The organism is Thalassotalea litorea (assembly GCF_043642205.1).
Classification (GTDB): Bacteria; Pseudomonadota; Gammaproteobacteria; order Enterobacterales; family Alteromonadaceae; genus Thalassotalea_A; species Thalassotalea_A litorea.
Genome location: NZ_JBHZSG010000002.1, coordinates 167,999 through 188,869, shown reverse-complemented (window position 1 = coordinate 188,869; position 20,871 = coordinate 167,999). Strand labels below are relative to the sequence as shown.

At 45.6% G+C, this 20,871-nt stretch carries 15 protein-coding genes and 5 tRNA genes; 18 read left to right on the top strand and 2 right to left on the bottom strand.

Going from position 1 to position 20,871, the window contains the following annotated elements; translation table 11 throughout:
* The first annotated feature begins 52 nt into the window (after positions 1–52).
* The 7 genes from ACHUFQ_RS01985 to ACHUFQ_RS01955 all read left to right on the top strand — a co-directional run bounded on the left by ACHUFQ_RS01985 (position 53) and on the right by ACHUFQ_RS01955 (position 5,744).
* Positions 53–1,252 carry an efflux RND transporter periplasmic adaptor subunit gene (locus ACHUFQ_RS01985; protein WP_394172491.1) on the top strand — a complete coding sequence of 400 codons (1,200 nt, stop codon included), beginning with the start codon at positions 53–55 and terminating at the stop codon, positions 1,250–1,252.
* Complete coding sequence (locus tag ACHUFQ_RS01980; RefSeq protein WP_394172489.1) at positions 1,249–4,332, top strand: efflux RND transporter permease subunit; 3,084 nt, start codon at positions 1,249–1,251, stop codon at positions 4,330–4,332. The genes ACHUFQ_RS01985 and ACHUFQ_RS01980 overlap by 4 nt, the downstream gene beginning before the upstream one ends.
* Before the next feature lie 218 nt (positions 4,333–4,550).
* Positions 4,551–4,627 (top strand) — tRNA-Met (locus ACHUFQ_RS01975).
* A gap of 4 nt (positions 4,628–4,631) precedes the next feature.
* Positions 4,632–4,716: transfer RNA gene (locus tag ACHUFQ_RS01970), tRNA-Leu, on the top strand.
* A 10-nt stretch (positions 4,717–4,726) separates the two neighbouring features.
* Positions 4,727–4,801 (top strand) — tRNA-Gln (locus ACHUFQ_RS01965).
* A 53-nt stretch (positions 4,802–4,854) separates the two neighbouring features.
* Positions 4,855–4,929, top strand: a tRNA-Gln gene (locus tag ACHUFQ_RS01960).
* A 730-nt stretch (positions 4,930–5,659) separates the two neighbouring features.
* A tRNA-Leu gene (locus ACHUFQ_RS01955) sits at positions 5,660–5,744 on the top strand.
* A gap of 115 nt (positions 5,745–5,859) precedes the next feature.
* Here ACHUFQ_RS01955 and ACHUFQ_RS01950 read toward each other — a convergent pair.
* Positions 5,860–7,050 (bottom strand): FAD-dependent monooxygenase, encoded by a 1,191-nt coding sequence (locus tag ACHUFQ_RS01950; RefSeq protein WP_394172487.1) that lies wholly within the window; start codon positions 7,048–7,050, stop codon positions 5,860–5,862.
* Positions 7,051–7,417: 367 nt separating this feature from the next.
* Here ACHUFQ_RS01950 and ACHUFQ_RS01945 point away from each other — a divergent pair, with 367 nt between their 5' ends.
* From ACHUFQ_RS01945 to tpx, 8 genes are all read left to right on the top strand, one after another.
* Positions 7,418–7,765, top strand: coding sequence for a hypothetical protein (locus ACHUFQ_RS01945; RefSeq protein WP_394172485.1), 348 nt, complete (start codon positions 7,418–7,420; stop codon positions 7,763–7,765).
* A 373-nt stretch (positions 7,766–8,138) separates the two neighbouring features.
* On the top strand, positions 8,139–9,590 hold the full coding sequence (miaB, locus tag ACHUFQ_RS01940) for a tRNA (N6-isopentenyl adenosine(37)-C2)-methylthiotransferase MiaB (RefSeq protein WP_394172483.1): 1,452 nt from the start codon (positions 8,139–8,141) through the stop codon (positions 9,588–9,590).
* Positions 9,591–9,681: 91 nt separating this feature from the next.
* On the top strand, positions 9,682–10,776 hold the full coding sequence (locus ACHUFQ_RS01935; protein WP_394172481.1) for a PhoH family protein: 1,095 nt from the start codon (positions 9,682–9,684) through the stop codon (positions 10,774–10,776).
* 159 nt (positions 10,777–10,935) lie between these two features.
* Positions 10,936–11,403, top strand: a complete 468-nt coding sequence (gene ybeY / locus ACHUFQ_RS01930) for an rRNA maturation RNase YbeY (protein ID WP_394172479.1) — start codon at positions 10,936–10,938, stop codon at positions 11,401–11,403.
* 55 nt (positions 11,404–11,458) lie between these two features.
* Positions 11,459–12,340, top strand: a complete 882-nt coding sequence (locus tag ACHUFQ_RS01925) for an HlyC/CorC family transporter (protein ID WP_394172477.1) — start codon at positions 11,459–11,461, stop codon at positions 12,338–12,340.
* A 124-nt stretch (positions 12,341–12,464) separates the two neighbouring features.
* Entirely contained in the window at positions 12,465–14,051 is a 1,587-nt protein-coding gene (gene lnt, locus ACHUFQ_RS01920) for an apolipoprotein N-acyltransferase (RefSeq protein WP_394172475.1), read from the top strand.
* Positions 14,052–14,349: 298 nt separating this feature from the next.
* On the top strand, positions 14,350–16,008 hold the full coding sequence (locus ACHUFQ_RS01915) for an amidohydrolase (protein WP_394172473.1): 1,659 nt from the start codon (positions 14,350–14,352) through the stop codon (positions 16,006–16,008).
* A 68-nt stretch (positions 16,009–16,076) separates the two neighbouring features.
* Entirely contained in the window at positions 16,077–16,682 is a 606-nt protein-coding gene (gene tpx / locus ACHUFQ_RS01910; RefSeq protein WP_394172471.1) for a thiol peroxidase, read from the top strand.
* 189 nt (positions 16,683–16,871) lie between these two features.
* Here tpx and ACHUFQ_RS01905 read toward each other — a convergent pair whose 3' ends face one another.
* Positions 16,872–17,480, bottom strand: coding sequence for a DUF924 family protein (locus ACHUFQ_RS01905; protein ID WP_394172469.1), 609 nt, complete (start codon positions 17,478–17,480; stop codon positions 16,872–16,874).
* A gap of 350 nt (positions 17,481–17,830) precedes the next feature.
* Here ACHUFQ_RS01905 and ACHUFQ_RS01900 point away from each other — a divergent pair, with 350 nt between their 5' ends.
* The 3 genes from ACHUFQ_RS01900 (at position 17,831) to ACHUFQ_RS01890 (ending at position 20,821) form a co-directional block, all read left to right on the top strand.
* Positions 17,831–18,289, top strand: a complete 459-nt coding sequence (locus ACHUFQ_RS01900; RefSeq protein ID WP_394172467.1) for an Hsp20 family protein — start codon at positions 17,831–17,833, stop codon at positions 18,287–18,289.
* Between the two features lie 329 nt (positions 18,290–18,618).
* Positions 18,619–19,968, top strand: coding sequence for a glycosyltransferase (locus ACHUFQ_RS01895; RefSeq protein ID WP_394172465.1), 1,350 nt, complete (start codon positions 18,619–18,621; stop codon positions 19,966–19,968).
* Positions 19,969–20,365: 397 nt separating this feature from the next.
* Complete coding sequence (locus ACHUFQ_RS01890; protein ID WP_394172463.1) at positions 20,366–20,821, top strand: DUF3429 domain-containing protein; 456 nt, start codon at positions 20,366–20,368, stop codon at positions 20,819–20,821.
* Positions 20,822–20,871 lie beyond the last annotated feature (50 nt).

Below are 20,871 nucleotides of genomic sequence, written 5' to 3'. Positions count from 1 at the left end.
ACTGAGCCGTCTAGTTTACTTTTACATATTAATTATCATTATGAAGCGCTTTTTGCCGTTATTTTCACCACCAAACCAAGTCTCGAGCCGTATGCAACAAGCGGACTCCCCTTCTGTGATGCAACGCGTCAAGCGCCGAATTCATCACCATCTCATGTTTATTGCGCTCAGCCCTATCCTGATACTGTCAATACAAGGTTGCAATGAACTGGAAAACGTTAGTGCCGATACGTCTGGTCAAGATTATTATCACAAGGTAGAAACGGTAGTACTGCAACCCGAAACTGGGTATCACGTCGAGCGTAAGTTTGCCGGTACGGTTCGTTCCAAACAATCGGCAAAACTTATGTTTGAAGTTTCCGGGCGAGTTGCAGAGGTGCTCGCGTTTGAAGGCGATCGGGTTAGCCAGGGGCAAATTCTGGCAACGCTCGATCCGGAGTTGCTCAACATCGAATTGGAGCAGCTAATTGCGCAGCAAGCACAAATCAAGGCACAACAGGTATTGGTTCACGCCAATCTGCAGCGCATCAATGCTTTGATTGAACAAGGTTACACCTCTGCCCAAAGCAAAGACGAATTATTGGCGGAACAACAGGTTCTCAACGCCAATCAGCGGCAAGTTCAGGCCAATATCGATGCCAAACACTATCAGTTAAAACGAACCAAAATCACCGCTCCTTTTTCTGGCACCATCAATAAACGATTAATCAATCGAGGCGAGCTGGTATCGCCGCAAATCATGGCGTTTGAGCTCCAGCAAGGCGCCCAAAATGAATTAAAAGTCGGCGTACCGCAACATCTGGCTCGTGCTATAGAAACCCAGCGACAACATAAACTGATCATAAATGATGAATTCATTGATGTAGAAAACGTTTCTATCAACAGTGACATCAGTCCCTATAGTCGTACCGTACAATTGCGTTTTTTGCTCCCAGATACTGTTAGCATCTATAACAATCAACTTGGATATCTGGATTATCAGCAATATATACAGTCCGACGGGTATTGGGTACCGTTGTCGGCGATCACCGATGGCGTGCGTGGCGTCTGGAATATTTATACGTTAGCGCCTGGCGAACAAAAGCATTTATTTACATTGCAAACCCACACCGTAGAAATTTTGTACGTTAATCAAGATGGTGCCTTCATTCGCAGTGATTTGCCGGCAGGCACCCGCATTGTCAAAAGTGGGCTGCAGCGACTGGTGAGTGGTCAGGTTGTCCGCGTTACAAATACGGTGACAGCGCCATGATAGAAATGTTTGTTCGCAATGGCCGTTTAATGGCTCTGCTTATTATTCTATTAATTGTTGCCGGCCTGGCATCGTTATCTGCTTTGCCCCGCTCAGAAGATCCGAGCATGGAAAACCGATTTGGTCTGGTCATCACCCAATTTCCTGGCGCCAGCGCTGAACGGGTCGAAGCGTTAGTGACGGAAAAAATTGAACAAAAACTACAGACGTTATCCGAGATTGAATACCTGGCGTCAACTTCCCGGCCAGAAATATCCGTTATTCAGGTAAAACTCGAAGGTTACGTGACCGATTCCACGCAAGTATTTTCACGAATTCGCGATTTACTTGCCGATATTGAGCCGCAACTGCCCGCAGAAAGCCTGCCACCGCGCTTTGATGAAGAGCGAAGTTTTGCCTATACCCGATTGCTGGCATTAAATTGGCAGGTCGATGATCACCATGGCGAGCCTGATTTAATTACCTTGGGGCGCTATGCCAAAGAATTACAAAGCCAGTTGCGGTTAGTTTCCGGAACCGACATTGTCGACATCCATGGTATTAATGATGAAGAAATATTGGTCGAGCTGGATCAACAAAAAGCCGCCCTTGCTAATATTTCCGCACAGCAGGTCGCACAGGCCATCATGGCGGCCGACGTAAAAATCCCTGCGGGTAAACTGTTTAATGATAACCATCAATTGCAGATAGAAGTGGTTGGCGCTCTGGATAACTTGCAACGGGTGCGAAGCATTCCGCTTCGCAGTGACAATAATCAAATTCTTAGAGTCGCTGACGTGGCATCGGTGTCTCGTCAACTCAAACAACCCCTGACTGAAATCGCTATCGTAAACGGCAAGCCGGCTTTGGTTGTTGCAACGCGGATGATCCGCGGCATTCGAGTTGATCAATGGAGTAAAAGAGTCGACGAGCAAACGGCAGTGTTTGCGAAAAACCTCCCCGCCAGCATGTCATTGGATGTATTATTCGATCAAAATACTTACACCGAAGCAAGACTGAGCGATCTGGTCGATAATATCTTTCTCGGTTTCATCATCATTGCCGTGGTGTTGTTTATTACCTTGGGCTGGCGCTCGGCGATTATTGTGGTTGTGTCGCTGCCGCTAACCGTATTATTTACGTTAACGGTGATGAACTTTTATGGTTTGCCGATCCATCAAATGTCGGTAACTGGCCTCGTAGTAGCGTTAGGTATTATGGTAGATAATGCCATTGTCATGACCGATAGTGTGCAGCAACGCAAACAACGTGGCATCAATGGGTTGCAGGCCGTTCTACTATCGGTGCGACATTTATGGTTGCCGCTATTAGGGTCAACATTAACGACCATTTTGGCGTTTATGCCGATTGTGCTCATGCCCGGTGATTCTGGAGAGTTTATCGGCGGTATCGCTCTGAGTGTAATTTTTTCATTGATTGGCTCTTATTTAATATCACATACCATAGTCTCGGGATTGTCGGGACGCTTTGTCAAAGGTAATCAGTCCAAACATTGGTACAATCAGGGGCTTGGCTTGCCATCCCTCAACCAACGTTTTACCAGAAGTTTAACCCTGACCCTAACGTACCCAAAAACAGTGATCGCTCTGGTTTTTACCTTGCCCATTGCCGGTTTTCTTGCCGCAGGGAGTCTTGCGGAACAGTTCTTCCCACCTTCGGATCGCGATATGTTCCATATCGAAGTATTTTTGCCACCGCAAAACAGCATCTACGCCACGCAGGCATTAACCGAAGATATATCCGAGTCGTTAGAACAACATCAAGCCATCAATCATATTCGTTGGTTCGTAGGAAAAAGTGCTCCGGCATTTTATTACAATTTGATCGCCGCCAAAGATGGCATGCAAAACTATGCCCAGGCGATGATCACCGCCAAAGATTTCAAAGCGGCGAACCGTCTGATCCCACAGTTACAACGACAGCTGGATGATGAGTTTCCCGAGGCGCAAATATTGGTGCGTAAATTAGAACAAGGGCCGCCCTTTAATGCCCCAATTGAAATTCGCATCTTTGGCCCAAATTTAGATACATTGCAATCATTAGGTAACGATTTACGCCGTATTTTTTCGCAAACACCAGATGTGATTCATACCCGTTCAACGTTGTTGGCGGGAACCCCTAAAGCCTGGTTAAACGCCGATGAAGATGCAATCAGTACATTACAGCTAACCTTAAGCTCTCTGGCAGGCCAACTTGAAGTAGGACTGCAGGGCCGTACGCAAGGTTCCATTATTGAAGCGACAGAATCGATTGGCGTGCGCGTCCGTGCCGGTGACGAATATCGACAAGGCGTTAATAACCTGACGAACTTCCCCATTATTAATAGTGTGAGCGGAGAATTTATCCCGCTTGGAGCCATTTCCGAGGTCGATATTAAGCCTTCTCGAGGCGCCATTCCGCATCGCGATGGGAAACGGGTGAATGTAGTTGAGGGCTATTTACGCGCGGGCGTACTCCCTTCGGTGGTATTGGCGAAAGTGAACGAGAAAATCGAAGCCGGTGAAATTAGTATTCCGACCGGTTATAGCCTCGAATTTGGTGGCGAATCTAATGCTCGTGATGATGCCGTCGGGAAATTGTTAGGAAGTGTCGGCGTGATCCTGGCATTACTGATCACTGTGGTAGTCCTGTCATTTAATTCGTTTCGGGTATCCCTGATTATTTTTATCTCGGCATTCATGTCGATGGGTCTAGGTTTGTTAAGCGTATTTGTCTTTAACTACCCCTTCGGCTTTACCGTCATTATTGGCTTATTAGGTCTCATGGGTCTGGCGATTAACTCTGCCATCGTGATCCTGGCCGAACTAAAAGCCGATGAACAGGCCATACAGGGTGATAAAGACAGTGTGATCCATGGCGTGTTAAGTTGTACGCGTCATATCAGCTCAACCACAATTACCACCGTTGGGGGCTTCCTGCCCTTAATTCTGGCTGGTGGTGGATTCTGGCCCCCGTTCGCTATCGCCATTGCCGGCGGCACAGTATTAAACACGTTATTGTCATTTTACTTTGTGCCCGCCGCTTTTTATCTGATGAGCCGTAAACGTTCCTTCGATATCACTGCGAGTATTGCCAACTAAATGTAAAAATTAGGTGGTCCAGGTTTTTCTGAAAAATAAAAAAAGCCCGAATCTTGGGCTTTTTTCTGAAGTTTAGGCCATTATTAACGCGAATTGGTGACTCTTTGAGCAAACAAACAGAAAGTCACAAAATATTCTAAAAAAAGAGTTGACGACCTCAAGGCAGATTTGCATAATACGCCGCACTTGCTTGAGGCAACTCAGACAAGTGATTGGAAGGCTACGTAGCTCAGCTGGTTAGAGCACATCACTCATAATGATGGGGTCGCAGGTTCGAGTCCCGCCGTAGCCACCATATCGCGGGAGTGGCGGAATTGGTAGACGCGCTGGATTTAGGTTCCAGTATCCTAGGATGTGAGAGTTCAAGTCTCTCCTCCCGCACCATTTACATTGTTGGGGTATAGCCAAGCGGTAAGGCAGCGGGTTTTGATCCCGTCATTCCGAGGTTCAAATCCTCGTACCCCAGCCACTTTCCTGAAGTGGCGCGTATCAAAGCAAACAATGTAAAGAAAGTCCCTGAGTTGGGGTATAGCCAAGCGGTAAGGCAGCGGGTTTTGATCCCGTCATTCCGAGGTTCAAATCCTCGTACCCCAGCCAACTTTTCTGATTTCCCCTATCTATCTTGCTTCATCTTAATTTATTTTCTCTTATGTATTATTGTTTTGACCTATTATCGTGTTAATACCAATCACATTAAATTATTGCTCACTCAGTGAGAATTTAAAGGCTCTTAGGCAAGGCTTTGATTGCAGAGAATGGTCGCTCCATTGTCTCAAAATCGGCCAAAATCAGTAACGTAGGATAAACGCCTTTAATACTCACCTGTAGGGAGTTTATCAGAGGTCCATTTACGGCCCTATATTTCATTAATATAGAATGACTATATCAATAAAATCTATGTGGTAACTGAACCTCTGCCCTAACTCTGAGTTGTGCACAAACTTAATGTGATTGGTATATGTTCCGATGTTAATCAACCCCTTTGGTATTATTTCATTGCCGTAATGTACTTCGCTATCAAGGAAGCCCTGCAGGAAAAAGCGCAGGAAGAAATTAAACAAGACGCTTAGGCAATTGCGCTTTCGTAACTGCTTAGTGGTAACTGCTTAGTGGCAATAGCTTCATTAAGGGAAACAGAACATGACTTGAAGAGCTAAGTGCTGCTCCTGATGCTATAGCCTAACCTTCATATCTACCTCCAATTTCGGCACGAGTGACGCGAAAAACAACACTTCGTCTATTTCTTGAGCAAACCGTCATTTTTTTCAATATAAGGCATAAAAAAAGCTTGCGCTTTAAAATGCCTTCCCTATAATGCACATCGTTCGCGGGAGTGGCGGAATTGGTAGACGCGCTGGATTTAGGTTCCAGTATCCTAGGATGTGAGAGTTCAAGTCTCTCCTCCCGCACCATTAAAAAACTCCGAAGCTAATTTCTTACGAGATTAACTTCGGAGTTTTTTTCGTTTTAACACGGCTAAAATTCGCGATTGCGAATGCCGAACCAGACAAAAACTGGTTGGTTTTGCTACAGACCACAAGCGTATGCCAGCACCTTATCTTTCACTGGTCCCAACCTTTGCGCGCCAAACAAACCGAGATTACGCAATAGCTTTATGGGTCCGGACGGTTGCTTAAAACCACGATAGATCAAATCCATCGTCGTCATCATTAACAAATTGTCATTGCGTCGTTGTTTTTCATAGCGCTGCAAAACCTCACTACTGGCATAATGTTCGCCTGAGCCGATGGCTTTTGCTAACACTTCCTGCAGCGCTTTTACATCTTTAAACCCAAGGTTTACGCCCTGCCCTGCCAACGGATTGATAGAATGAGCCGCATCTCCAAGTAGTACAACCCTACCCTTCACATACTGATTGGCGTGACGTCGAACCAATGGAAACGCGGCTTTGTCGACGACGTCAATATGGCCGAGGCGTTTCGGAAAGTGATTCAGCACTTGTTGTTGTAATTGCGTATTCGGCAGACTTGCCAACGCTTTGATTTTATCGGGTTTATCGTACCAGACTAGCGAAGCGTGATGACTCGTTAACGGCAAAAATGCTACCGGGGCACCGTCAATAAAGTGCTGCCAGGTGATATCCTGCTGAGGATGTTCGGTGGTTACGTTAATCAACATCGCCGAGTGCTGGTAGTCCCAACCCGTCGTGCCAATGTCTGCCATCTGGCGCACTTTGGACTGGCCACCATCGGCGCCGATCAGTATTTCACATTGAATCTCGGTGTCGTCAATCGTGGCAATGACTTTATCGGAATAACAGGTAATCGATTGCAATGTCGCCGGTGCTAAAATAGAGATATTGGGCTTATGTTGCATCTGTAGCCAGGCGGATGCCTGTAGCAAGTGGTTTTCGACAATATGGCCCAGGTAGGGTTGTTTAATCTGATCGCAATGGAACTGAGCGTAACTGAGACTTTGTTCCCAGACACCAAGCCGGCGGTAAGGACATGCTCGCCAATCCAGAACCTGTTGCCATATATGCAATTGCTGTAAAAACTGTTCGGAGCCAAGCGAGACAGCAGACACCCGGAGGTTATATGCCTGGTCTTTGGCAAAGGAATCTGGATTGTCCAAAAGGTCGCTATCAGGACGATGGGTATCGACAAGGGCAATTTTCAAACCAAGATCAGCCAGCGCTACAGCCGTCGTCGCACCCACCATGCCACCGCCGATGATCAGACAATCAAACTTTTCCATTTCTATGTATCAACCCTTAGTTATTGCTGACAAAGCAGTCGCTCAGATCGCAAATGTTTCATTCAATTTAAATCAACAATCCTGACCTGACTCTACCTAATTGTAATGGACAATGACAGGTTGATACCAGCGCAAATTCATTCAGCGCCTCTGTACCAACACCACGGCTTTCCTCAAATAATCATTGTCTTATATCGGGATCAGACGACCTGCCTGAAATTCGGGCTAAGATGTTGATCTTAGGTAGAATGTAACAATTATCGTTAAATCCCTCAGTTTGACACAATTGCTTACACTGCCTGTGCAACGTTTTTTTAACATTTCCTATCTTAAACCCTAATCCAATTAACTTGTCTAGGAAATGATGATGAAAACACTCACTGTAATGACACTATCGATACTTATATTGCTATCACAACCAACCTTTGCAGAGGAACGAGCGAAGGCAAATAATACGATACCGGACGCGCCTTCAAGCACGGCCCGGACAACGGTCTCTGCCTACACCGTAAATTACGTACAAGAGGTAGATATCATTGCTCAGAAAACCCAACACAGCTTGCAATACCTCGAGTACACCGGACAAACACAAATATACCAACAGGCTCGCCAAACCGTACTTGAGATTGGTAAACAAACCCAGCAACTGCAAAATCGGGTAGCCTTGACCGGTACTGGTGAACATTGGTCAGACAGTGATAATGCGGCCAGATAACCCGTGATATTAGGGCCATCCATAGGGTTTGTCCGTCGCTTCGCCATGCTAAAGGGGCGCTGATGATCCTTCCCAGAAAACTTTACAAATTAATAACAGCCATTTAGTAGCGTGGCGGTACAAGAAAGAGTAAAATATGCTCCTTTTTTACCATGACACTACTCATGTCGAGCTCAAGAAGAGTTCGAATAGCGTTTATGTAGCGCTAGCGTCCGGCATCTTTGAGAACACCGTTGCGACTTCCCGTTGACGTGTTTCGAGAAGTAATACACACGGGCCGTTGCAGATAATCATACGAGCAACCCTGACAGGCGATTTAATCCCTGAATATCAGGATATACTATGGGTAGTACTAAGACTTAGGCAAACGTGCATGACCAAAAAGCTGTTTATTAAAACCTGGGGCTGCCAAATGAACGAGTATGACTCGCAGAAAATGGCTGACCTGTTAGATTCCACCCACGGTTTTGTTGAAACAAAAGAGCCGGAAGAAGCGGATATTCTGTTACTGAATACCTGCTCTATCCGTGAAAAAGCTCAGGAAAAAGTGTTTCATCAACTGGGTCGATGGAAGAATCTTAAGGCGGACAATCCAGACTTGATCATTGGCGTAGGTGGCTGTGTTGCTTCTCAGGAAGGCGATGCCATTCGTCAACGCGCACCGTTTGTGGACATCGTATTCGGGCCGCAAACTCTGCATCGTTTACCGGAAATGATCCAACAGGTCACCGGTGAACATAACTCGGTTGTCGACGTCAGTTTCCCGGAAATCGAAAAGTTTGACCGCTTACCAGAGCCCAAAGCCGAAGGCCCAACGGCGTTCGTATCCATCATGGAAGGTTGCAGCAAGTACTGTACGTTCTGTGTGGTTCCCTACACCCGCGGTGAAGAAGTCTCTCGCCCATTGGACGATGTCCTTTATGAAATTGCCCAGTTAGCCGAACAAGGCGTGCGCGAAGTCAACCTATTAGGGCAAAATGTCAATGCTTATCGTGGCGATACCCATGATGGCGGCATTTGTCGTTTCTCGGATTTATTGCGTTTAGTGGCAACCATTGATGGCATTGACCGCATCCGTTATACCACCTCGCACCCGGTAGAATTTACCGACGATATTATCGATGTGTACGGAGATATCCCAGAGCTGGTCAGCCATCTGCATTTGCCGGTTCAAAGTGGTAGTGATCGCATTTTGAATATGATGAAACGCGCTCATACCGCCATTGAATATAAAAGTAAGATCCGCCGTCTGCGCAAGGTTCGTCCGGATATTTGCATGTCTTCGGACTTTATTATCGGCTACCCCGGTGAAACCGACGAAGATTTTGAAGCGACCATGAACCTGATCAAAGCCATTGATTTTGATCTTAGCTTTAGCTTTATCTATAGCGCTCGTCCCGGCACGCCTGCCGCCGATGCAGTTGATGACGTCAGTGAAGCGACGAAGAAACAACGATTGCAAATATTGCAAGATCGCATCAATACCCAGGCCTTGTCTATTGCCCGCAAGATGCTGGGCACCGAGCAGAGAATTTTGGTCGAAGGTCCATCGAAGAAAAACCCGATGGAACTGCGTGGTCGTACTGAAAATAACCGCATCGTCAATTTTGAAGCACCACATACGGTCATCGGCCAGTTCGTCGATGTGGAAATAACTGACGTCTACAGTAACTCATTGCGCGGCAAATTGATCCGCACCGAGAGTGAAATGGGATTGCGTATCGCCCATTCACCGGCGGATATTCTTGCCAATCAGCATCACCAATCGCAAGTCTCTCCCGACAGTTCCACTGACAGCCTTGGTGTCGAAACTTACACACCCTAACTCATAGTTAGGGTCCATACTTAGGAAGACGGCAACGTCAGGCTTCGGGCATGTCAGAAGCCAAAGACAAAGGATAAATGGTTTAAACATAATGAAGACCAGCTTAGATGTAACGCTTGAACCTATGGATAACCATAGGCTTGCCAACTTATGCGGCCCTATGGATGAGAACCTGCGCAAAATTGAGCGCTTGTTAGGGGTTGAAATTGGCTATCGCGGCAACGCGTTTAAAATTCATGGTAATAACACTCACAGCGAAGCTGTGGCTAAATTACTGAGAGATTTATACATCGAAACGGCCGAAGTCAAAGGCAAAGCAGGCAATATCACCCCGGAAATGCTGCATCTGGCGATCCATGAAGTCAATATTCTCGAACAGGGCACGGATCACGACGTCGATTACGAAAAAATGGTGACCATCAAAACCAAACGCGGATTGATAAAGCCTCGTAACGAAAACCAAAAAACCTATGTCCAGAATGTCCTGACCAATGATATCAGCTTTGGCGTGGGCGTAGCGGGTACAGGTAAAACCTATCTGGCCGTCGCCTGTGCCGTTGACGCATTAGAGCGTCAGGAAGTACGTCGAATTCTCCTTACCCGACCTGCCGTAGAAGCAGGTGAGAAACTGGGGTTCTTACCCGGTGATTTATCGCAAAAAGTCGACCCTTACCTACGTCCATTATATGATGCCTTGTTTGAAATGCTCGGCTTTGAGAAAGTTGAAAAGTTGATTGAACGCAATGTGATAGAGGTTGCGCCTTTAGCTTACATGCGTGGTCGCACCTTAAACGATGCCTTTATTATTCTTGATGAAAGCCAAAACACCACGGTAGAACAAATGAAAATGTTCCTAACCCGTATTGGCTTTAATTCAAAGGCTGTGATCACCGGAGATATTACTCAGGTGGATTTGCCTCGTGGACAGCGTTCCGGCTTGCGCCATGCGATTGAAGTTCTGGATAATATCAAAGGCGTTAGCTTTAACTTTTTCCAGTCAAAAGACGTGGTGCGCCATGCGGTGGTAGCACGGATCGTCGAAGCGTATGAGCGTCATGACTCAAGACAGGCCAATGCGAGCCCTTCGAGCAAACATCGAAACCCGCAACAAGGCACGGCCCAACATCAAGGTGCACAGCAAAACCAACACCAAGATCCGGCTGAACCATCGGATCCGGAAACATAAAACGATCATTATTTAAACAATATTACGGAACTTTTGCGGACATTCAGACTCTACTTGATTGTCCTGGGTGCGAAGCCTGGTTGTATCTAAAGGCCTCGTACCCTAGGCACGAATCTTATTGATGCGCGCCGGGTTCCCGCCAACGTAGAAGCTAGCACATTGACGACACAAACCAACATCCTGGATGTACAAATCGCTTGCGATGATCATAGCGGACTGCCTTCACAGCAGGATCTGCAATTATGGGTAGATACGGCGCTGGCCCATTATCAACAAGACACTGAACTTACGGTTCGTATTGTTGATTGCGATGAATCACAGCAGCTTAACCGAGAATATCGGCAAAAAGATAAGCCAACCAATGTCCTATCGTTTCCCTTTGACGTGCCCGACGGCATTGAAATGAATTTACTTGGCGATTTAATCGTCTGTGCAGATGTCGTTAAGCAAGAAGCCCGCGAACAGAATAAAGAAATCCAGGCCCACTGGGCCCATATGATCATCCACGGATGCTTGCATTTATTAGGTTATGATCATATAAGAGAAGAAGATGCCAATGAAATGGAAGCTTTAGAGGTTAAGCTATTGGCATCATTAATGATTAGTAACCCCTATATAACCGACTAAGTGCCGTAGGCAATTGGTCTTTTTGATTTAATTACAAAGGTGAAAATACTGCTCTATGAGCGACGACAACCCGCACTCTAGCAACGGCTCTTCGAAGTCCTTTATGGAAAAAATAGTACAAGCATTTACCGGAGAGCCGCAAAATAAAGAAGAATTGGTCGAAGTATTACAAGATGCTCAAGACCGAGAACTGATCAAACCCGCTACCAAACAAATGCTCGAAGGTGTATTGGAAGTTGCCGATATGCGCGTTCGTGACATTATGATCCCTCGCTCCCATATGGTTACTGTCGATATTCAGCAATCGGTTGAAGAGTTTCTGCCTATCGTACTCGAATCCGCTCATTCAAGATTCCCGGTAATCAACGATGACATTGATCACATCGAAGGTGTATTGCTGGCCAAAGATCTATTGGCGTATGGCTTTACCAAGGAAGCAAGCAGTTGCACCCTAAAAGACATTATTCGCCCGGCGATCATTATCCCTGAGAGCAAGCGGGTAGAACCTCTGTTAAAAGAATTTCGCCAGCAACGTTATCATATGGCCGTCGTCGTTGATGAATATGGCGGTGTCTCTGGACTGGTGACCATAGAGGATATTCTTGAATTAATCGTTGGCGAAATAGAAGATGAACATGACGATTTGCTTGAGCGCGAAATACGCCGATTAGCCGGTAATGTGTTCCATGTTAAGGCACTTACCGACCTCGACGATTTTAACGAATATTTTAATTGTGATTTTGACGAAGAAGTCGCTGACACCATTGGCGGGACCATTATGCATCGCTTTGGACATATGCCACTACGAGGTGAAAGTATCGCCATCGATGGATTTGAATTCAAAGTGGTTTCTGCGGACAAACGTCGCATTCAGCAACTGCAGGTTACCGTGCCTAAGGATCATGAGATTAATGGTCGTTTAGTCGACGAGCGCTAACGCGATGTCATGACAAGGGGTTCTGCGGGTTACAACGCATTAAGCGGTATCTAATCCTCAGTAACCCTGACCAGTCAATATAACAATAACCAAAGCAGTCACTGCTAATTGATGGAACAAAACCTTGAGCGCAATCATTTCAACTAAACGCCGCCTATTGTTCTGCTTTATTGCAGGTTTATTTATGGTATTGGCCTATGCGCCATTTTCCATCTGGCCCGTCGCCTGGCTTTGTCTGATTGTTTTTATACAGCAACTTCATCATGCCAGCGCGAAACAAGCCTGGTGGCTCGGATTCAGTTTTGGTCTGGGTTGGTTTGGTGCCGGCATCTCCTGGGTTCATGTCAGTATCGAACAATTTGGCGGCATGCCATTAATCGCCTCATTATTATTGATGGTGCTTCTTTGTGGGTATCTGGCTCTCTTCCCTGCCTTGGCCGCCTGGCTGACGCAACAGTTTCAACACCGGATGCCGTTCACCCATGGTCATTTGCTGTGTTTTCCGTTTTTTTGGTTTATCGCCGAATTTTTACGGGCACGATTATTCACAGGATTCCCTTGGTTATCGTTAGGCTACAGCCAAATCGATTCACCATTTGTAGCACTGGTTCCGGTTATCGGCGAAACCCTGTTATCAGCCTTGGTGTTGCTGGCCTGTGTGGCGATTTATTATGTACTCATTAACCAACGACGGAGGGTTAATGCCGCAATTTTGGTGGTTTTCGCATTAATAACCGCCGTCAGTCATGTCCCAACCTGGGTTGAAAAATCCGGCGAGACACGTTCCATCGCCATGGTACAAGGTAATATCGAGCAGTCATTGCGCTGGGATAAAGCGCGCGAAGATATCATCATTAAGCAGTATATTCGCGATACCCAAAGCCTGTATCAGGATCATGATTTGATTATCTGGCCGGAGGCGGCCATTCCTCGTTTAGAACCATTGGCACAACCTTACCTTCAGGATATTGATACCCAGGCAAGTAAACACCAAACAGCATTAATCACCGGCATTATCAATTATGAAGTCAGCAGTCGCAGCTTTTTTAATACCTTGATTGTTCTTGGTAACCAACAACCAACGGTTATGGAAAACCAGGACGCTCAACAAAACACGCCACACGGTGACTATTATTTTGGCGATCCGAATCGCTATAACAAGCATCATTTACTTCCCATTGGTGAATTCGTTCCCTTTGAGTCAATTATGCGTAAAATTGCGCCGCTATTTGACTTGCCCATGTCATCCTTTAGTCGAGGCGATTATGTGCAAGCCAACCTGGTGGCCAATGGTATCAACATCGCACCGCTTATCTGTTTTGAGGTCGCGTTTGCCCAGCAAACCGCCGCGAATGTGTCCAACACCACCGATTTATTACTGACGGTCAGTAATGACGCCTGGTTTGGCGATTCACACGGTCCACACCAGCATCTGGATATCGCTCGTATGCGAGCCATTGAGTTTGGCCGGCCGATGCTTCGTGCTACCAATAACGGCATCACCGCAGTTATCGATCACTTTGGTGATATTGTCGAGTCCATTCCTCAGTTTGAACAGACCACGTTAAGCACCAAGGTGCATCTGACCCAAGGTGAAACCCCGTTTGCAAGCTGGGGCTTTATCGTTGAACGTATTCTTGCAACCTTGATAGCATTGTTCCTGATAATGACGTTTATCTGGACAAAATTACGCCGCAGAATAAACGCCTAACCTGCTAACTAAACGCGGTGAAAGTTCCTCCCCGGCAACTGAAAGTGCTTAAAGGCTAAAGCTTAAGGGTTAATGGTTAAGAGTTAAGTCAAGGGTTTAAAGCTGAAGGTTGAAAGCCCGGCAACAAACGTGCATAAGCACCCCAGCCTTTTATCCAATACCTGACACAATAACCGCGTTAAGCATTTAGCCTATTCACAAGCAACAATCTCGAGCCGTTTAAACAAAAATTATCCCTCTAGCCCACAGCCTTTTTCATTGCTAAGATAACAGCATGTTAACAAAGACAATGACAATAATGACTTATTCTATTCGACCTGTGATAGCCGCTCTGGCGCTATCAATATCTATCGCACTTCCGGCGTTGGCTGACACCACAATCATTAACAATGTTAAAGGCTATACCTTCAATGACGGGGAGTTGATGGCATTTAAAGCCATACAATTTACCGACGATAAGGTCGACCGGATATTTAAACTTACCGACAACATCGAATCTCAGGATGATGTCACCATCATCGATGGTAAAGGTCAGGTCATGCTACCGGGATTGATTGATGCCCATGGCCATGTATTGAGCTATGGCCTTAGCCTGATGCGCGTCGATTTGATGGGCTCGCCATCAGAGCAAGACTCGGTACAACGGGTTAAAGCGTTTGCAGCCAAAAACCCCGATACTGCCTGGATACAAGGACGAGGCTGGAATCAGGTGCAATGGCCAAGCAATGAGTTTCCCAGCGCTGCAAGTCTGGATAAGGCGTTTCCCGACACCCCGGTGGTGTTGTCTCGAGTTGATGGCCATGCATTGTGGGTTAACTCAAAAGCCATGGCGCTTGCCAATATTAATGCAAATACAAAAGACGTGGACGGTGGCCAAATAATCCGTGACAAAGATAACAAACCAACCGGCGTTTTGATCGACAATGCCATGGATTTAGTCTTCAAAAAAATCCCTCCATTGTCACTTCAGGAGATGGAACTTGCGCTGCAAAAGAGCATGCGTTCTCTGGCATCTATGGGGTTAACCTCCGTCCATGACGCCGGTATTTCAACAGAGAATATTGCAGCATATCAAAGCCTGGTGAAAAAACAGGCGATGCCGATTCGTATTAATGCGATGGTAGATGTCATGGATCCAAAGTGGCAAGCCACACTCGCTAAAGGCACCGAGCTTAGCGATGATAAAATGCTGCAAATTAACAGCGTTAAAATATCCGCCGATGGTGCTCTGGGAAGCCGCGGTGCCGCCCTAATCGAAGACTACTCGGATATGCCTCACCACAAGGGCTTATTGTTGCACGATGATAAGACCCTTGGTGATATCGTTCTTCATGCAATGCAGGCCGGTTTTCAGGTAAATACCCACGCCATTGGCGATAATGCCAATAAAATTGTTCTCGATCATTATCAAACAGCAATCGAAAAGACTGAGTCTGTGGATTTACGCCACCGCGTCGAACACGCGCAGGTATTACAAATGACAGATATTGACCGTTTTGCAGAAATGGATATTATCGCATCGATGCAGGCAACCCATGCCACGTCCGATAAAAATATGGCTGAAGATCGCTTAGGCTCCGAGCGTATCAAAGGCGCCTATGCCTGGAAAACGCTGTTAAACAAAGACGTGATCATTGCCGCAGGATCTGACTTTCCAGTGGAATCTCCGAATCCTTTCTTTGGCCTTCACGCATCACTGACGCGTCAGGATAAGCAGAACCAACCGAAAGGCGGTTGGTATCCAGAACAGTCAATGACCATGTCTCAGGCCTTTAAAAGTTTTACACTGGATGCGGCTTACGCCGGTCACCAGGAAACCTATCTGGGGTCATTAGAGCCGGAAAAACAAGCGGATTTTATTCTGATCGATTTGGATATTTTTGAAACAGCAAAGGAAAATATTTGGAAAGCTAAGGTCAACCAGACCTGGGTAGCCGGCAAAAAAGTGGATTTTTAACTTCTAGGTAATGCTTAAAAACGTTAACATTGCAATAACATAGGTTAGATAAGGAATTGCCCCTAAACATGAAACACTTATTAATTTCGTTAGGATTCGTCGCAAGTTGTACGCTAAGTGCCACGACGGCGTTCGCAAATAGCGGTGCGGTAGCGACCGTACCTGGTGCCACAACCACCGCGAATGTGGTTACCGCTGGAGGGAAACCCATTACGTTATTGGGTGAGCCGGTCCAAGTGGGTGACGATGCGCCGCAATTCACAGTCGTAAATGAGCGTTTTGAAAAGGTCTCACTAAGCGATTTTGCCGATAAAACCGTGATGATATCCGTCGTTCCAAGTTTGGACACTGGCGTTTGCTCGACCCAAACCAAACGGTTTAATGATGAAGCCTCGGCGCTTGGCGATGATGTCGTATTACTGACCATATCCAATGACCTGCCATTTGCGCAAAAACGTTTTTGCACCAAAGAAAAGGTCAATAAAATCATGGTGTTGTCAGACTCAGTCTGGCGCGACTTTGGTAACAAATATGGCTTATTAATCAAAGATATGGGCTTGCTTACCCGTGCTATTTTAATTATCGATAAGCATGGCAAAGTCGCTTATAAAGAACTCGTAAAAGACATTTCCAACGAGCCTGATTACGATACGGCGTTAATGATGGTGAAGTGATTCGATAACGATAACGACTGAAAAGGAGCTTCACCGCTCCTTTTTTTATGCCTTAAACCTTGAGCCGTGTACATCTCAATGTGAAAACTCCGTTCACGCGATAATATACACTTTGAATAACGCCTTGAGTAACGCTTTGAGTAACAACGCTTTAAATAACGTCAGTTTTGTTCCCGGATACCTTTTGCGTTATTGACCAAATCGCTTTGCACTTTTTAAATACGCGATTTCCGCTGATGAAGACTGACGATTTAGCACCTGATTACGATGCGGAAAGCGACCAAAGCGCTCAATAATGTCCGCATGCTCACCCGCAAAATCCAGCGCATTGTGAATAACCTGCAGATGTTTTTCCTGGAAATATTCATCTTCAAGCTCGTTAAACTTCAGCAAACACAGGTTTTGCATGTCCAGCGATTCGCTGTGTTCAAGCGGGTGATAATAAAAACATTTCTCAATCAGGCACAAAGACTGGTCATAGCCCTTATCGATGCCCTCAAGGCAATAGTTAATTACCAAGTGGTCGCTCGCAAATGCCTTAGCGGTTCCCCGATAGATATTACGCGTCATTTGATCGAGTAAAATAATCAGCGCCAACGACCCTCTTGGGCTTTGTTGTAAGTCCTCAAGTTGACCAGCCGCAGCCTGCTTCACCAGGGTTTCAAACCTTGCCTTTATCTCCAGATCTTGTGCATGCGTTGCTGCATACCAGCGCTTAGCTTGCTCAGCGGTGGCCAATTCATCTTCAATATTGCCAAACCAGTAAGCTAAAATCCGTTCAGCTGTGCTTTGAATCATACCTCTCCTTTTGGGATTGATTGTAAATATGGGCAATCATCGCCCTTTTGGTATAAAGGCACGTGTTACGACAATTACCGGAAACTCACCCCTTCGACGAATAACGAACAGTAATGCGTGAGCGCATAACACCTTTGATTGCAACCTGGGCAGATAATTTTTATTGCCTACCTAACACCACGTATTGCCCCTACAAGCAAAAAAATTAATTTTTTTTAACGAACGCCTTGAATCTTTTTTTGCCCGCCCCATATAGATAATTGTAGTCGCCATAAAGGGTCTACAAATAATCGCCTGTTCTTAATGAAAGGCACTTTAAATTAACATATTGCTATAGATAGGATATGACTATGCGTACTATTTCTACAGATTTTTCTCCACTTTATCGTTCATTCATCGGTGCTGAGCACTTAGCTTCATTAATGGATAAAGCCTCTCGCGCTGAAAAACAGCCAGCTTATCCACCGTATAATATTGAATCAATTGCCGATGATAAATATCGCATCTCGATGGCTGTCGCAGGATTTGTCGAAGCAGAATTGGATATTGAATCCAAAGATAACGCACTGACGATCACTGGTACAAAACAAGCCAATGAATCCGATGCCAATCGAAAATTTTTATATCAGGGCATTGCCGAGCGCAACTTTGAGCGCAAATTCCAACTCGCCGATCACGTAAAAGTAGTGTCCGCGCATATGGAAAATGGCCTGTTGCATATTGACCTGGAACGTGAAATTCCAGAAGCGCTGAAGCCTCGCAAGATTGCCATTAATGGTAAAAGCTTGTTAGAAGGCAAAACCAGCTAAGCAACAGATACATATCTCCCTTAAATTTATCTGTCGCTAAAGGCCCCATTCGGGGCCTTTTCTATGATTGTTAGCCTACGCTTGATTGGCCACTAAGAATATCTTAAAACCACCATTGCCACCGCCTTGTAGGCAGATTACACGTTCAAAAACTTTAAACTATTCAATCGCTTTATAACCAAGCATTACGTTAAATTACAAATATTAATTTGTGCCCCGTTATCAAAAGCTGTCATACTAACCATCAAATTAGCCCCCTGACGTAATGAGACTTTGCAGCAAAGTCACTCATTGACGATATTCACCAATAACAATAAAGCGACTACAATATGTCTTCATCAGTTTGGGGCAAACTAGCTCTTTTAGGTATTGGCTACCTGATCACAGGCGGTTTTATCTGGCTTCATTTTCATTCAACCCCAGAGTTTTACCAGGATTTGGAAGCCATTCGAATTGGCGTTTTCCTTTTATTGGTACCGATCTTGTGCAAATATTTAATTCAACTTTTTGCATTGCCCATTTACTCTTTTCGTCAGCGCAGAATTAACCAGCAAGCCCGACATGCGAAACCTAAAGGTGTATCGGTATTGATCCCTGCCTTTAATGAAGCAACTGGCATTATTGGCACCATCGAATCGGTCGTTAACAACAACTATCCCAACCTTGAAATCATCGTTGTAAATGATGGTTCTACCGATCAAACCCATGATTTAGTGCAAGCTTACCTCAACAAATTTTCAACGCGTTATTTTGTAAAAAATCAGTCAAAACCAAGCATCAAATATTTACCATTAACTAATGGTGGTAAAGCCAGAGCACTCAATAAAGCCTTAAAACTTGCCAGCAAAGACATCGTCATGACGATTGATGGCGATTGCCTGATGGCTCCCGATGCGATCAAAAATACCGTTAAACAGTTCCATTGCCCGAAGGTAGGCGCAGTTGCTGGTAATGTTGTGATCGCCAATAAACGTAAAATCATAGGCCTGGTTCAACAGCTCGAATATTTATGTGGCTTTTTTCTTCGCCGGGCGGATTCGGTATTCAATTCTGTGTTTATTATCGGCGGTGCGGCCGCCAGTTATCGTCGCGACGTGCTGACTAAGCTAGGTGGATTTGATACTGACATCATTACTGAAGATATTGAGATCTCTTTGCGGATCTTGTCGTTAGGTTATAAAACCCGTTATGCCGCGGATGCCATCACCTACACCGAAGCTCCGTCGGATTACAAAGGTTGGTGCAACCAGCGTTTGCGCTGGAAGTTTGGTCGCTTTCAAACCTTGCTCAGATACCGGGATATGTTTTTCAGTAGCCATAAAAAGCATCATAAGTATCTGACATTTATCACATTACCTATCGCCATTTATGGTGAGTTCATCCTGCTCTGCGAGTGGTTATTGGTGACCTTATTTTTGGGCTATAGCGTTTATAGCGGTAACTACGCGCCGTTAATGCTGTTGATTGCCTTGATGACAACAATGACTTACATCCAGCTTATCTGTGATCATAAACCTAAACATCACCTAAACCTGTGGCTATTTGCTCCTATCGCCTGGATCTTGTTTTACCTGGTCGATATCATCGAATTTCAGGCACTCATTCGCAGTTTAAAGCGTCTGGCGCTAGGTCGGTCTTTGCAATGGCAAAGCTGGGTTCGTGAAGGGATCAAGAATTAACAAAAGATGGCACACGCAGCAAACGACGCTGCGTCAAGGTGACAATTCGAAATAAAATTTCGAACGGTGACAGTTCGGCATCAAAGATACCGGACAGGCGACAAGCCACGTTCTTACCTTTCTACAGAATCATGCCATCCTGTGATTCTGCATACCTACTATCCATGTAGGCAACCTTTTTAAACACCGTTGTTCTTGAGATTCCGACCTCCGGGATGGAGTCTCGCGAAAGGTCTCAGGGTTCAGGTTTGAGAAAAAGAAAAAGCAAAAGCCCCTTGCCAAGCTCCTGAGCCCTGAAACCGGAAACCTGAAACCTTTCTTTACCTATGATCAATTTACCTCTTCCTTCCGTATTTACTTGTGTGCAACGACATACAAACGAATACTGGAGACCGACATGCCTACCTACAAACGACTCGGTTACGCGGGTTTAATCCCCTTCATCGCTGCGGTGACTTTATTCGCATTCGACATACGTATATTTAGCCTGAGCGGTGATTCCTTATTTGTACTCTACAGCGCTGTTATCCTAAGCTTTCTTGCCGGCACACTGTGGGCCAACAGTTTGAAGAACAATGGCGAAGCCATTTACAACCGCGAACTTGTTACTTCCAATATCCTGTCGCTCATTGCCTTTGTCAGCTTAATGTTGAATTCAACCCTAACCGCAGTATCGCTATTACTGGTTTCCTATCTGCTTATTTTCAAACATGAAGCTACACTTGAGAATTATGCGCAAATTTATCCCGACTATTTTTTAATGCGACGCAACCTGACGTTAGTGGTCAGTGCAATGCACATTTTGCTGGCGGCGCTCATTCTTATCACGCCTCTTTTCGGCCAAGGTAACTAATCCAAGCTAATTGATTCAAGATAGCTAAGCCAAGACAGATAGGCCAAGAC